Here is a 14,171-nt window from a genome sequence, read left to right as displayed (position 1 = left end):
TCGAGCCACTTGACCCCGAACTTGCCGAGCACGCGGCCGATCAGCGTCTCGGTCGCGGCATAGAGCGGGCCCGAATGGACGATGGTGTCGCCGGGTTTGACCATCGCCAGGAACAGGGTCGCAATCGCGGACATGCCGCTGGAAAACGCGAGCGCATCCTCCGCCTCTTCCCATACGCCGAGCCGATCCTCGAGGATCTCCTGGTTCGGGCCGTTGAAGCGCGAATAGACCAGCCCCTCGGCGCCGCCCGGGCGCTTCCCGGTGACGCCCTCGAAATGCCGCTTGCCCGCCGCCGCATTGGGGAAGACGAAGGTCGAGGTCAGGAAGATCGGCGGCTTCAGCGATCCTTCCGACAGCGCGGGGTCATAGCCATGCCCCATCATCAGCGTCGACGGCTTCAGCTTGCGCCCGCCGATTTCGTCGACCGCGTGCTTGGGGGAGACCCGCGCTTCCACGCCGCTCATCTCGGCTTCGCTCGGGGCAGTCGGTTCGGCCATCATGCTCTCCATTATTGGATGCCGATGATATCCCGATTTGGTCTCAATGGAAACTATTGCCTGCCGATGATCGCGATCTGCCGGCCGTACGAGGTTTCGCCGCGGTGGCTTGCACGGCGATAGCTGTAGAAGCGATCCGGGTCGGCATAGGTGTCGAGCCCGAGCGCCTCGACCCGGACGACGCCCGCGTTCGCCAGCCGGTGCGCGACATAGGCTTCGAGGTCGAATCGGTGATGATCCTCGCGGCCCTCGGCGAAGAAGCGCTCGTTCTCGGGATCGGCCGCGGCGAAGCGTCGGGCGAAGGCGGCGTCGACCTCGTAGCTGGCGCGCGCGATGCACGGGCCGATCGCGGCGACGATACGGTCGCGGCGGGCGCCGAGCGTCTCCATCGCCACGATCGCGGCGTCTGTGACTCCGCCGAGCGCACCCTTCCACCCCGCATGCGCCGCGCCGACCACGCCCGCGGCTTCGTCGGCCAGCAGAACCGGCGCACAATCCGCGGTGAGGATGCCGAGCGCGAAGCCCGGCCGGTCGGTGACCAGCGCATCGGCATGCGGTCGCAACGCGTCGTCATAGGGCGCCAGCACCGTGACCGCGTCGGCCGAATGCACCTGGTAGAGCGTGCACAGCCGCGCGCCCGGCAGGACCGCGTCGGTCGCGCGCCGGCGGTTCTCGGCGACCGCAACAGGATCGTCGTCCGATCCGAGGCCGACGTTCAGCCCCGCCATGATCCCGGTCGACACCCCGCCACGTCGCCCGAGAAACCCGTGCGCGACACCGGTCAGCGCTCGCGCGCGGATCACCTCGACGCCGCTCACAGCGTCAATCTCATCACCTCGTCGCGATCGATCTGCGTGCCCGTGTGGAACGCGTAATCGCCGACATGGACGAAGCCGTAGCGATCGTAGAAGCGCCGTGCGCGAGGATTGTGTTCGAATACGGTGAGGAACAGCGCCGGGGCGCCGCGGCCGCGTGCGGTGTCGATCGTCCAGTCCATCAGCGCCTGCGCGATGCCGTGGCCGTGGCGGTCGGCGACGACGTAGAGCTGGCTGAGTTGCAGCGCATGCGGTTGGCTCGCCGCCTCGACGACCCAGGGCCGGGACAGCTTCGCATAGCCCACGATCCGGCCATCCTCGACCGCGAGGCGGAAGTGGATCGCGGGATCATGCAGGTCGCGGAGCAGCGCGCCGTCGGGGCCATAGGCGGTGGCGACATAGGCCGCGATATCGGCGGCGGGTGCGGTGTGTTCGAAGGTTTCGATCCAGATCGCGCGCGCCATCGCGTCGAGTGCGGGACCGTCGTCGGGCCGTGCGTCGCGATAGTCGATCATGCGAATGCCGCCGGGGCCGGCCAGCTCGGCGCCGTGAGCGCCAGCGCCCGGAACAGCTCGCCCATGTCCTCCATCAGCCGCCGCCGGTCGGCGAGCAGCGCGTCGGCGCGATCGGGTGCGGTCCGCGCGAGCGCCGCGGTCCGCGCGTCGATCCCCAATTGCCCGAGCAGGTCGCGCTGCGCGATCGGCCCCCACGCGACCGCGCCCTCCGCCTGCCCCGCCGCGGCGAGCGTCGCGAAATCGACATGCGCGCTCAGATCCTGCGCGCCCGGGTCCGCGAACGGATTGGCTGCGGCATGACCGCGTACCGCCTGCAACGTCTCGCCCAATGCCGGTCCTTCATAGCCATAGTCGATTGCGAGCAACGCCCCGCCTTGCGCCGCGATCCGTCGCGCGAGCACGCGGGCGATCGCCACCGCATCCGGGCTCGCCTCGATGATCGATCCCGGCGGTGCGTCGCGAAACGGTGCGGGTACAATCTCAGCCGGGATCGGCTTGCCCGCGATCGGCAGGAACAGCGTGTCCTGGCACGCGACCAGCCGCTCGTGCCACTGGTCGCGCTTGATGAGCTGGCGGATCGGCATTGCGTCGAAGAATTCGTTGGCGACGACGATCAGCGCGACATCGGCCGGCAGCGTGTCGACCGCGTCGTGCCAGGTCGCCCCCGGCACCCGCTCCGCCTGTGCGCGGCGCAACACCGGGCTGGTCTCGACCAGATGGATCGCGGGGGTCAGCCCCGCCTTGGCCATCGCGCGCATCGCATCTGCCGCTAGAGTACCGCGTCCCGGACCGAGCTCCACCCACGCGATCTCGGGCCGCCCCGCCCGGTCCCACAGATCCGCGCACCACAGCCCGATCAACTCGCCGAACATCTGGCTGATCTCGGGCGCGGTGACGAAATCGCCCGCCGATCCCAGCGGGTCGCGAGTGCCGTAATAATGCGCGTTGGCCGCGGCCATGAACTGCGCGACCGACATCGGCCCCGCGACCGTCATCGCACTGGCGAGCCGCTCGGCGAGGGGGAGGGTGGGGGAGATCGTGGGGGAGAGAGCGTCGTTCATCTAATTCCACCACCCCGGCGAAGGCCGGGGCCCAGTTGGGAGGGTCGATGTAACGCAGTGCTGCCCCTCACCACAATCGTCTCCCACCTAGGCCCCGGCCTCCGCCGGGGTGGCGAAAGGGGAGCAGGGCTAGTCGCTGCGCTACGCCACGCTCTCCTGCCCGGCGATCGATTCCACCCGCACCCGCCGCCGCGCCGACGTCGCGATCAGGTACACACCGCCCACGATCATCGGCACGCACAGCCACTGGCCCATGTGCAACCCGGTCCGCTCCGCGAACGCGCGCAATTGCGAATCCGGTTCGCGGAAGAACTCCACCACGAACCGCGCGATGCCGTAGCCAAGCACGAACAGCCCCACCAGCTTGCCCGGATCGTACCGCGCCTTGGTCCGCCAGAACGCGAACCACAGCACCGCGAACAGCACCAGCCCCTCCAGCCCCGCCTCGTAGAGCTGGCTCGGGTGCCGCGCGGGTTCGACCATTCCGAACGGCACGGTGCGATCGAATACGATGCCCCAGGCCGCGGTGGTCGGCTTGCCCCACAGCTCGCCGTTCACGAAATTGGCGAGCCGCCCGAAGAACAGCCCGAACGGCACGCAGCACGCGATGTAATCATGCACCCGCAGCCAGTTGAGCTGGTGTTTGCGCGCGAACAGGATCAGCCCGATCGAGGTGCCGATCACCCCGCCATGGAACGACATCCCGCCGTCCCACAGCCGCAGCACCCGCAGCGGATGGAGCAGCATGTCGGGCGCATAAAACAGCACGTAACCGAACCGGCCGCCGAGGATGATCCCCAGCGTCGCGTAGAATACCAGGTCGTCGGCATGACGCCGCGCCATCGGGGCGCCGGGCTGCGCGATCAGCTTCAGCAGATACCACCAACCGAGCAAAATGCCCGCGATATAGGCGAGGCTGTACCAGCGCAGCGTGAAGAACCCGATCGAGAACACCTCCGGCCTGAGCCCGAGATCGGCGAAGCGGATGGGGTCGCCGGATGCGGCGGCGAGTATCGACAGGATCAAGGCTTCCCCCTTAGCTTTGCGGCCTGCATAAAGCTGCAAAGGCACAAGACCAAGCGGAGAGAGCGATGCGGACCGAACTCGACCGGCGCATGGATGCGACGATGGCGGCGCTCACGGGCGAGGGCGGCATGCTCGCGCTCGGATCGGCGGAGCGGTTCGGTGTCTCGCTGCCGACGATCGCCGCCGCACCGCCGTCGCTCCCCGCCTATTTCGCCCATTACTGCGCACAGCATGCCGAGGCGACCTTTCTGGTCGCCGGCGAGGAGCGGCTGACCTTTGCCGAGGTCTTCGCAGCGGCACAGCAGGTCGCCCGCGCGCTGGTCGGCACCCACGGCATCGCGATCGGCGACCGCGTCGGCATCGCGATGCGCAACTCGCCGTCTTGGATCGCGCTCTACATGGGCATCCTGATGGCGGGCGGGATCGCGACGCTGCTCAACGGCTGGTGGCAGTCGGAAGAACTCGCGACCGCGATCGGCGAGGTCGATTGCACGCTGGTGTTCGCCGATCCGCCCCGCGCCCGGCGGCTGGGGGAGATCGAGTCGCTGAAGGCCGCCGTGGTGGTGATCGACAACGCGCAGTCGCTCGCCGCCGCGCTCGCGCCGCTGGTCGCCGGCGATCTCAACGCGATCGAGCTGCCCTCGGTCGGCCCGCTCGATCGTGCGACGATCCTGTTCACCTCGGGCTCGACGGGTCAATCGAAGGGGGCGCTCGCCGATCATCGCGGAATCGTCCAGGCGATCTTCAACTATCTCGCGCAGGCGATGATGATGGTCGGGCTGGCGACGCAGGACGGCAACCTGCCGGAGGGGCAGCCCTCGACCCTGCTGACCGTGCCGCTGTTTCACGTCACCGCCGAGGTGCCGGTGTTCCTGCAAAGCTTCGCGATGGGCCGCAAGCTGGTGCTGATGCCGAAATGGGATGCCGAGGAAGCGATGCGCCTGATCGAGGCGGAGGGCATCACCTATTTCGTCGGCGTGCCGCTGATGAGCTTCGAGATCCTCACTCATCCCCACCGCGCCAAGTACGATCTGTCGACGGTCACCGACTTCGCTGCGGGCGGCGCGCCGCGTCCGGAGGAGCATGTCCGCCGCATCGAATCCGAACTCGGCACGCCGGAGGGCAAGGGCGCGCCGCTGATCGGCTACGGCCTGACCGAGACCAACGGCGTCGGCACCGGCAATTGGCGGAGCAACTACCTCGCCAAGCCCAATTCCGCGGGACGGCCGTCGGCGCCGCTGGTCGACCTCGCGATCCTAGACGACGACGGCCGCCCGGTGCCGACCGGCGAGCGCGGCGAGGTCTGCCTGCGGACGATCTGCAACTTCGTCGAATACTGGAACCGGCCCGACGCCACCGCCGCCGCCTACACCGCCGACGGCTATTTCCGCACCGGCGACATCGGCTATCTCGACGACGACGGCTATATGTTCATCGTCGATCGCAAGAAGGACATCATCATCCGCGGCGGCGAGAATATCAGCTGCCTGGAGGTCGAAGCCGCGCTGTACGAACATCCCGCGGTCGCCGAGGCGGCGGTGTTCGGGCTCGCCGACGAGCGTTTCGGCGAGGTGCCCGGCGCGGTGGTCCACCTGCGCGATGGCGAGGCGATCGACGAGGACGCACTCTGCGCGTTCCTCGAAGCGCATATCGCGGCGTTCAAGGTGCCGCGCCGGATCTGGATCTCGGCAGTGCCGCTGCCGCGTCTCGGCACCGAGAAGATCGACAAGGTCAGCCTCAAGAACACCTACCGCGCCTTGGCGGCACGGGCCGCCGCTTAATTGGCGCCGGCCTGCGCGGCGGCCTGATCGATCGCGATCGGATAGATCCAGCGCGCCAGCGCGACCGCCAGCCCGAGCACCAGATAGGTGGCGATCACCACGCCCGGGTTCCACAACACCGCGACGCCCAACAGGACGCGCAGGAAGTTGGCGTTGAAGCCGAGATCCTGGCCTAGACCTTCGCATACACCGAAGAAGGTGTCGGGGCGGTCAAACAACGGTGATGGCGATGCGGGCATGGTCTGGTCCTCAAGTGCGCCGAGCGTCGGCGCTGATGATCCAGGGATCGCAAGCTATGTGCCAGTTCTAAAAAACCTAACAGTGCAACGGCTTACGTGCGTCGCGCCGCGAGGCATCGGCGCAATGCCACAGATCGCTCGCCACAATCTGGCGATTCTCGCCACCGATTCGCTTCCGCCGAGAAGTCGTGACCACCGTCCCGCGTCGGCACAGGAAACTACAACCTACGTATCATACCGGAGTAGTTTATCCTATATTATCGGATAGTGAATCGATCACTGCTCTGACACATGGTGGGAATGGCAATGGACAGCATGACGAAACAACTGGTAGTCGACGAAGAAGCCGAGCTGGATACCGTGACCAAGCCGACGGCGCAGCCGTTCCGCTTCGGTTTCCTCGTGCACGACGTGTCACGGATGCGGCGGACGCTGTTCGACGACCGGATGAAGCCGCTGGGCGTCACCCGGTCGCAATGGTCGGTGCTCGCCTATCTGTCGCGCGAATCGAACAACGGCACGATGCAGGTCGACCTCGCGCGCGACATGGACGTCGGCAAGGTCACGATCGGCGGGCTGATCGATCGGCTCGAATCGAGCGGCCATGTCGAGCGCCGCCTCGACGCCCGCGATCGCCGCGCCCGCCGGATCTTCATCACCGAAAAGGGTTTCGAGACGATCCGCCAGATGCAGACCGTGGGCGCCGAGCTCAACGACCACGTGCTGGAAGGCGTATCGGAGCGCGACCTGAAGATCACCGAGAAGACGCTGGCACGGGTGAAGGAAAACATCCGCAGCCTTTTGCACGCGAGTAGTGCAAACGTTTGAGCGGATCTGAGGGCAAGTGGCGGGCGGTGCATTATTGTACACGCCCGCCGCTTCGTGCGAGCATTCACCCAAGACCCCGGGATTGAGGGTCATGGGAGAGAGCGATGTGCGAATCCGGCTGGTGGACTATGGGCGCACTCGCGCTGGTCGCGGCCTGCGGCACGGCGGATCGCGGTCCGATCGGCGCCGCGTCGACGGTTACTACAAGGACTGCCATCGCCGCCGTCGACGCGAAGGCGCTGACCGGTCTGGGCGACGGCCGCGACTGGGCCGCGGTCGGCTATAATTACGACGAGCAACGCTTCAGCCCGCTGACCCAGGTCAACGCCGCCAACGTCGCGCAACTCGGCCTCGCCTGGTCCGCCGACCTGCCCGACGCGCGCGGGCAGGAAGCCACCCCGATCGTCATCGACGGCAAGATGTTCGTCACCGGCCCCTGGTCGAAGGTGTTCGCCTATGATGCACTGACCGGCGCGAGATTGTGGGATTTCGACCCCGGCGTGAACAAGGCGAAGGGCGCGCAGGCATGCTGCGACGTCGTCAATCGCGGCGTCGCAGCGTGGAAGGGACGGCTCTATGTCGGCACGATCGACGGCCGGCTGATCGCGCTCGATGCGGCGACCGGCAAGCCCGCCTGGTCGGTCCAGACCACCGACGACAGCAAGCCCTATACGATCACCGGCGCGCCGCGGGTGGTGAAGGACATGGTGATCATCGGCAATGGCGGCGCCGAATTCGGCGTGCGCGGCTACGTCACCGCCTACGACGCGACCACCGGCACGAAGAAGTGGCGCTTCTACACCGTTCCCAACCCGACCGGTGCCGCCGATGGTGAGGCGTCCGACGCGGTGCTGAAGGCGAAGGCGGGCGCGACCTGGTCGAAGAACGGCCAGTGGAAACAATCGGGCGGCGGCGGTACGGTATGGGACGCGATCGTCTACGACGCCGAACTCGACCAGCTCTATCTAGGGGTCGGCAATGGCTCGCCGTGGAATCATGGGCTGCGATCGGAGGGCGAGGGCGACAATCTGTTCGTCTCGTCCGTCGTCGCGCTGAAGCCCGATACGGGCGCCTATCTATGGCATTACCAGGAGACCCCGGGCGAAACCTGGGACTTCACCGCGACCCAGCCGATCATCCTCGCGACGCTGCCGATCGGCGGCGTCCAGCGCAAGGTGCTGATGCAGGCGCCCAAGAACGGCTTCTTCTTCGTGGTCGATCGCACCGACGGCAAGCTGGTCAATGCGGGCAAGTTCGTGAAGGCGGTGAACTGGGCGGAGCGTTACGACCTCGCCACCGGCCGCCCGGTCGAGAACCCCGCAGCACGCTATTACAAGACCGGCAAGCCGTTCCTCGCGGTGCCGTCGGCGCTCGCGGCGCACAACTGGCAACCGATGAGCTTCTCGCCGCGCACCGGGCTGGTCTACATCCCCGCGCAGGAACAGGTCGGCATGGCCTACATCCCGCCATCTACAGATGCGGAAAAGGCGCCCAGCCCGATCGGCTTCAACGTCGGTCTCGACACCGGCAATTCGATGTACCCGCGCGACGTCGCCACGGTGAAGACGATCACCACCGGCGCCTCGGGCGCGCTGGTCGCGTGGGACCCGGTCGCGAACCGCGAGCGCTGGCGGGTGGCGTACCCGACGCCGTGGAACGGCGGCACGATGGCTACCGCGGGCAATCTCGTGTTCCAGGGCACCGCGCTCGGGGAATTCCGCGCCTATGCCGCCGACAGCGGCAAGCAGCTCTTCGCCTATCCGGTCGGCTCGGGGATCATGGCGGGCGCGAGCACCTACATGATCGGCGACACCCAATATGTCGCGGTCTTGACCGGGCGCGGTGGCGCGCTGCCGCTCGCGATCGGCTATGCGATCGGGCAGGCGCGCGATGTCCCCAACGTCCCGCGGCTGCTGGTCTTCAAGCTCGGCGGGCGCGCCCGGCTTCCAACGCCGTCCGCACCCGATCGTACCGCCTTCGTGCCACCCGCTGCCATCGGCACGCCGGCGCAGGTCGCGCAGGGGCAGGCGCTGTTCGGCCGTTATTGCCAGGTCTGCCACGGCGCCAGCGCGGGCACCGGCGGCGTACTGCCCAATCTCCAGCGCTCGGCGACGCTCGCGGACAAGGAAGCGTGGAAGTCCATCCTGATCGACGGCGTCCTCGCCGACAACGGCATGATCGGGTTCGCCAAGGTGATGACGCCCGCTCAAGCCGAGCTGGTGCGCTACTACGTCGTCGACGAGGCACGCTGGGCAGGCAAGAATTTGTCGGCCGATCGGGGGCAATGATTGGGGGCGGTCGGTGGGGACCCGGTCTTTGACCTCACCCCTTTTCACCACCCCGGCGAAGGCCGGGGCCCAGTTGGGAGCAGCTCGTAACTTAGGATGGGCGTCGTCACGTTCCGTCTCCACCTGGGCCCCGGCCTTCGCCGGGGTGGTGAACTCTAGCGCGCGATGACAGGATGATCGTCGCCCAGAGACGCGGAGAACGCCGAGAAGCTGCGGCTGCCGCGCCAGCGGTCCTCCGCCTGATCGGCAGTGACAAGAGGCACCTAGGGTGGAGTCGTGTAGCTGCCGCGAGCGCACCACCTCGGCGTCCTCCGCGTCCCTGCGCGCATCTAGCTCTTACTCGGCGACACCCGCGCTATCCTCCTGGAAGAGGCGGCCCCGGTAAGGTGAAGACCCGGCGGCGGTCCCTCCGCACCACGGAATAACCCACTGGCGATCCCCCGCGCCCGGGTCTAGGCGGCTCCGGCATGCGTTCGGCGTCCTCCCTGCCAGTGCCGGACTTCCGACAGGCGTCGGTCAGGCGGCGTGCCGCATCGATGGCGCTGACGGTGGCGGCGCATCTGCTGATCGTGTGGCTGCTGCTCCGGCTCGCGCCACCCCCGCCCGCCCCGCGCGTGATCGAGAAGCGCCCGACCGAATTCACGCTGCTTCCCGATCGCGCGGATACGCCGACGCCCTTGCCGCGCGACCGCACCGTCGCCAAGGTCAAGACGCCGAGCGGCGGCGCCGCGCCCCGGGCGCGCAAGGATCCGTCGCCTCCCGCCGCGACCACGCCGCCCTCCTCGCCAGCCCCGCCGCCGGTGTTGATGGCAGGCGGCATGGAGCTGTTCGACGCCGCCGATATCTCGAAGATCCCCGCCCGCCCCGGTGACGCCGACGATGCGGGCGGCGACGGCGAGGGTGCGGGCGCGGGCAAGAACAGCGGCTCGGCCTATGGCCCGGGCGAGGGACCCGGCGGTGCGCGGCTCTACAACGCGGAATGGTATACCGAGCCGACCTCGTCGCAGCTCGATTTCTACCTGCCACCGTCGCGACCGCCGGGCAGCTGGGCGCTGATCGCCTGCCAGACGATCGCCGACTATCATGTCGACAATTGTCGCTCGCTTGGCGAATCGCCGCCGGGATCGGGGCTGGCACGCGGGCTTCGGCAAGCTGCGTGGCAATTTCGCGTGCTGCCGCCGCGGATCGGCGGCAAGAAGATGGTCGGTGCCTGGGTCCGGATCCGCTTCGATTTCATCCGCGGCGAGATGAAGGTGAAGTGACCGCCCGTGCGACAGGAGAGACGTGAATGGCCGGCCGATATTACGACCAATGGACCGTCGGCGACCGGATCGTCCACGAGATCCGCCGTACCGTGACCGAGACCGACAATCTTCTGTTCTCGACGATGACCCACAATCCGCAGCCGCTGCATCTCGATGCAGAGGCGGCGAAGGCGAGCGAGTTCGGCCGCATCCTCGTCAACGGCACCTTCACCTTCGCGCTGATGGTCGGGCTTTCGGTCGGCGACACCACTCTCGGCACGCTGGTCGCCAATCTTGGCTACGACAGACTGGTGATGCCGCATCCGGTCTTCATCGGCGACACGATGCGCGCCGAGACCGAGGTCGTCGAGCTGCGCGACAGCAAGTCGCGGCCGACCGCCGGCCTGGTGACCTTCCGCCACGTGCTGACCAACCAGCGCGACGAGATCGTCTGCCAATGCCTGCGCACCGCGCTGCTGTCGCGGTCCCCGGCATGAGGCTCCGCTCGCTCCTGTTCGTCCCCGCCGACCGCCCCGAACGCTTCGCCAAGGCTGCAGCGAGCGGGGCCGACGCGATCATCCTCGACCTGGAGGATTCGGTGTCGGCGGCACGCAAACCGCTCGCGCGCGAGGCGGTGGCGGCCGCGCTGGCGACTTCCGAACCCGGCGTGCTGCGGCTGGTGCGGATCAACCCGATTGATGCCGGGATGCTCGCCGACGATGTCGCTGCCGCACGCGGCGCCGACGCACTGATGCTGCCGAAAGCCGAAAGCATCATTGCAATCACCGCGGTGCAGGAAGCCTGGGGCGCGGCATGCCCGCCGATCCTGCCGATCGCGACCGAAACGCCCGCGGCGATCTTCACGCTCGGCGACTATGGCCAGGTCGCGGGCGATCTCTGCGGGCTGACCTGGGGCGCGGAGGACCTGCCCGCCGCGATCGGTGCGGCGACCAGTCGCGAGGCGGACGGCAGCTACACCGCGCCCTACCAGATGGTGCGATCGCTCGCGCTCTTCGCCGCGCATGCCGCGGGCGTCGCGGCGATCGAGACGGTCTATCCCGCGCTCGACGATCTCGACGGCCTCGCCGCCTATGCCGGCCGCGGCGCTCGTGACGGGTTCACCGGCATGATGGCGATCCACCCCCGCCAGATCGCGACGATCAACGCCGCCTTCACGCCCGATGCAACGGCGATCGACGCCGCACGAAAGATCGTCGACGCCTTCGCAGCGCAGCCCGATCGCGGCGCTTTCCAGCTCGACGGCCGCATGATCGACGCGCCTCACCTGAAGCAGGCGCGTGCGATCCTGGCCCGCGCCGGGGCAGGGGGCGGGGCAGGCTGAACGACCGCGAAGCCGGAATCACCTTGCCGTTCGGCATCGAAGCGCCCATCTGGGCCGATCATGCCATTCTCGACTCTGCCCCCGCTTCTCGCCGAAGCGCTTTCCGCGCGCGGCTACACCACCATGACGCCCGTCCAGGCCTCGGTCATCGAGGAGGGCGCGCGCGGTCGCGACCTGCTGGTGTCCGCGCAGACCGGATCGGGCAAGACCGTCGCTTTCGGCCTCGCCATGGCCGACGAGCTGATGAGCGAAGGCGCGATGCCGCCGCCCGGCCTGCCGCTGGCGTTGATCGTCGCGCCGACCCGCGAACTCGCACTCCAGGTCAGTCGCGAGCTGATGTGGCTGTTCGGCAAGGCTGGCGCGCGGATCAGCACCTGCGTCGGCGGCATGGACGCATCGAAGGAACGCCGCTCGCTAGGCCACGGCACGCACATCGTCGTCGGCACGCCGGGCCGGTTGCGCGACCACCTCGAACGCGGCGCGCTCGATCTGTCGGCCACGCGGGTCGCGGTGCTCGACGAGGCCGACGAGATGCTCGACATGGGCTTCCGCGACGAACTCGAGGCATTGCTCGACGCCACGCCGAAGGAACGCCGGACCCTCTTGTTCTCGGCGACCATCCCGCGCCCGATCGCGGCCCTAGCCAAGGCATACCAGCGCGACGCGCTCCGCATCTCGACCGTCGGCGAAGACCGCGGCCATGGCGACATCACCTATCAGGCGATCGCGGTGTCCCCCTCGGATATCGAGAATGCGGTGATCAACCTGCTCCGCTTCCACGAGGCGGAGACCGCGATGCTGTTCTGCGCAACCCGCGACAATGTCCGCCACCTCCACGCCTCACTGGTCGAGCGCGGGTTCGGCGCTGTGGCGTTGTCGGGCGAGCATTCGCAGACCGAGCGCAATCAGGCGCTGCAAGCCCTGCGCGACCGCCGCGCCCGCGTCTGCGTCGCGACCGATGTCGCGGCGCGCGGGATCGACCTGCCGACGCTCAGCCTCGTCGTCCATGTCGAGCTCCCGCGTGATGCCGAGACGCTCCAGCATCGTTCGGGCCGCACCGGTCGCGCGGGCAAGAAGGGCACCGCGATCCTGATCGTGCCCTATCCGCGCCGCCGCCGTGTCGAAGGCATGCTGCGCGGCGCGCGGATCGCGTTCGAATGGGTGCCGGTGCCGAGCGCCGACGACATCCGCGCACAGGACAGCGAGCGCCTGCTCGAGACCCTGCTCGCGCCGATCGAGGCGGACGACGCCGATCGCGCGCTGGCACAGCGCCTGCTCGCCGAAAAGACGCCCGAGGAACTCGCGATCGCGCTGGTCCACCAGGCGCGCGGCGCGCTGCCCGAGCCCGAGGAGATGATCGACCGCGATACGCCGCACGCGGCCGCGGAGACCCGTACCGAAGGTCCGCGCCGCGGGTTCGAGGACACCGTGTGGTTCCGCCTCAACATCGGCCGCAGCCAGAACGCCGACCCGCGCTGGATCCTGCCGCTGATCTGCCGCCGCGGTCACATCACCAAGAACGAGGTCGGCGCGATCCGCATCGGCCCGAACGAGACCCAGTTCGAGATCCCGCGCGGCACCGCCAGCCGCTTCATGTCCGCCTTCGTGCGATCGGCGGACGAGGACGACGGCGTCGCGATCGAGCCGATCGCCGGCAACGGCCCCCCCGCGACCCCGCGCGGCGCACCGCGTGGCGGCCCGCGCCCGGGCGGCCCCGGCGGCCCGCGCCCGCATCGTCCGTCGAACGCGCAGGCCGGCCGGCGGCGGTAGAAACGAACGCCACCCCCTCCTCCCGTTCGTTTCGAGCGAAGTCGAGAAACCGGTTCCGCGCGCTCGGCACGAGTTTCTCGACTTCGCTCGAAACGAACGGAAGATTAGGTGATCGCCGCCACGATCTCCGCGGCAATCTCCGCCGGCGGGCGCATCGCACCCCCGCGGCCCGTAACCACGCGCTGCCACCGCCCCAGCAGATCGCCGTCGACGAGCGCGGCATAAGCCGCCCGCACCCCGCGCTGGAGCGCATCGTCCGCCTCATGCGCGTCATAGGTCTGGTCGGTGTATGACCGCTGGCGCTTCCGCGCGATCTGCGCCCGCGCAACGTCGAGCGGCGTGTCCAGATAGATCGACAGGTCCGGCGCCGGCATCGCGAACTGCCCGGTCTCCAGCGCGACGATCCAGCGCATCAGGTTCGGCGCTTCCTCGGCCGACACCTTCGCCGCCTGGTACGCCATGTTCGACGCGATGTAGCGGTCGAACACCACCACGTCGCACCGCGCCGCCGTCGCCAACACCAGATCCCGCGACTCGAATCGATCGAGCGCGTACAAGGTCGCGAGCGCCCGCGGCGACATCGCGTGCGGCAGCCGCCCCGCTAGAAAGTCGCCCAGCACATGCCCGCCGACGGTATCGGTATAGCGCGGAAACGAGATCACCTCCGCAGTCCGCCCCGCCCCGCGCAATGCGTCGACCACCGCCGCCGCCGCAGTCGCCTTGCCCGCGCCGTCCGCGCCCTCGATCGCGACCAGCACCGCCATG

General features: G+C 68.5%; 14 protein-coding genes. 7 read left to right on the top strand and 7 right to left on the bottom strand.

Translation table 11 applies throughout. The features are described 5' to 3' along the window. The 5 genes from ACFE77_RS04655 to lgt form a co-directional block, all read right to left on the bottom strand. Window positions 1-497: PLP-dependent transferase (locus tag ACFE77_RS04655; RefSeq protein ID WP_375420461.1), on the bottom strand; the 497-nt coding region annotated here is incomplete at its 3' end. 53 nt (window positions 498-550) lie between these two features. Beyond that, entirely contained in the window at window positions 551-1,315 is a 765-nt protein-coding gene (gene pgeF / locus ACFE77_RS04650; protein ID WP_375420460.1) for a peptidoglycan editing factor PgeF, read from the bottom strand. Continuing rightward, a complete protein-coding gene (locus ACFE77_RS04645) occupies window positions 1,312-1,827 on the bottom strand; it encodes a GNAT family N-acetyltransferase (protein ID WP_375420459.1) in 516 nt (171 codons plus the stop codon). The genes pgeF and ACFE77_RS04645 overlap by 4 nt, the downstream gene beginning before the upstream one ends. Beyond that, window positions 1,824-2,888: a class I SAM-dependent methyltransferase gene (locus ACFE77_RS04640; protein ID WP_375420458.1), complete on the bottom strand. Its 1,065-nt coding sequence runs from the start codon at window positions 2,886-2,888 to the stop codon at window positions 1,824-1,826. The genes ACFE77_RS04645 and ACFE77_RS04640 overlap by 4 nt, the downstream gene beginning before the upstream one ends. Window positions 2,889-3,029: 141 nt before the next feature. Further along, window positions 3,030-3,914 (bottom strand): prolipoprotein diacylglyceryl transferase, encoded by an 885-nt coding sequence (gene lgt, locus ACFE77_RS04635; RefSeq protein ID WP_375420457.1) that lies wholly within the window; start codon window positions 3,912-3,914, stop codon window positions 3,030-3,032. A 65-nt stretch (window positions 3,915-3,979) separates the two neighbouring features. Here lgt and ACFE77_RS04630 point away from each other — a divergent pair, with 65 nt between their 5' ends. Beyond that, window positions 3,980-5,695 (top strand): class I adenylate-forming enzyme family protein, encoded by a 1,716-nt coding sequence (locus ACFE77_RS04630; RefSeq protein ID WP_375420456.1) that lies wholly within the window; start codon window positions 3,980-3,982, stop codon window positions 5,693-5,695. On the opposite strand, the gene ACFE77_RS04625 is transcribed toward ACFE77_RS04630, so the two are convergent. Then, on the bottom strand, window positions 5,692-5,934 hold the full coding sequence (locus tag ACFE77_RS04625) for a PspC domain-containing protein (protein WP_375420455.1): 243 nt from the start codon (window positions 5,932-5,934) through the stop codon (window positions 5,692-5,694). The genes ACFE77_RS04630 and ACFE77_RS04625 overlap by 4 nt on opposite strands. Window positions 5,935-6,249: 315 nt before the next feature. Here ACFE77_RS04625 and ACFE77_RS04620 point away from each other — a divergent pair, with 315 nt between their 5' ends. The 6 genes from ACFE77_RS04620 (at window position 6,250) to ACFE77_RS04595 (ending at window position 13,406) form a co-directional block, all read left to right on the top strand. Continuing rightward, window positions 6,250-6,762, top strand: a complete 513-nt coding sequence (locus ACFE77_RS04620) for a MarR family winged helix-turn-helix transcriptional regulator (RefSeq protein WP_375420454.1) — start codon at window positions 6,250-6,252, stop codon at window positions 6,760-6,762. A gap of 104 nt (window positions 6,763-6,866) precedes the next feature. Continuing rightward, entirely contained in the window at window positions 6,867-9,050 is a 2,184-nt protein-coding gene (locus ACFE77_RS04615; protein ID WP_375420453.1) for a PQQ-dependent dehydrogenase, methanol/ethanol family, read from the top strand. A 467-nt stretch (window positions 9,051-9,517) separates the two neighbouring features. Then, window positions 9,518-10,312, top strand: coding sequence for a hypothetical protein (locus ACFE77_RS04610; protein ID WP_375420452.1), 795 nt, complete (start codon window positions 9,518-9,520; stop codon window positions 10,310-10,312). A 26-nt stretch (window positions 10,313-10,338) separates the two neighbouring features. Beyond that, window positions 10,339-10,791 (top strand): MaoC family dehydratase, encoded by a 453-nt coding sequence (locus ACFE77_RS04605; protein WP_375420451.1) that lies wholly within the window; start codon window positions 10,339-10,341, stop codon window positions 10,789-10,791. Next, window positions 10,788-11,636 (top strand): HpcH/HpaI aldolase/citrate lyase family protein, encoded by an 849-nt coding sequence (locus ACFE77_RS04600; RefSeq protein ID WP_375420450.1) that lies wholly within the window; start codon window positions 10,788-10,790, stop codon window positions 11,634-11,636. Before ACFE77_RS04605 ends, ACFE77_RS04600 begins: the two co-directional genes overlap by 4 nt. Window positions 11,637-11,696: 60 nt before the next feature. Next, the gene (locus ACFE77_RS04595; RefSeq protein WP_375420449.1) at window positions 11,697-13,406 is read left to right on the top strand and encodes a DEAD/DEAH box helicase; all 1,710 of its coding nucleotides are present in this window, start codon (window positions 11,697-11,699) and stop codon (window positions 13,404-13,406) included. A gap of 104 nt (window positions 13,407-13,510) precedes the next feature. Here the strand turns inward: ACFE77_RS04595 and ACFE77_RS04590 are convergent, their stop codons facing one another. Then, window positions 13,511-14,170 carry a thymidylate kinase gene (locus ACFE77_RS04590; protein WP_375420448.1) on the bottom strand — a complete coding sequence of 220 codons (660 nt, stop codon included), beginning with the start codon at window positions 14,168-14,170 and terminating at the stop codon, window positions 13,511-13,513. Window position 14,171 lies beyond the last annotated feature (1 nt).

It is taken from the genome of uncultured Sphingomonas sp., assembly GCF_964243315.1.
Classification (GTDB): domain Bacteria; phylum Pseudomonadota; class Alphaproteobacteria; order Sphingomonadales; family Sphingomonadaceae; genus Sphingomonas.
This window is presented reverse-complemented; position numbering and strand designations above follow the sequence as displayed.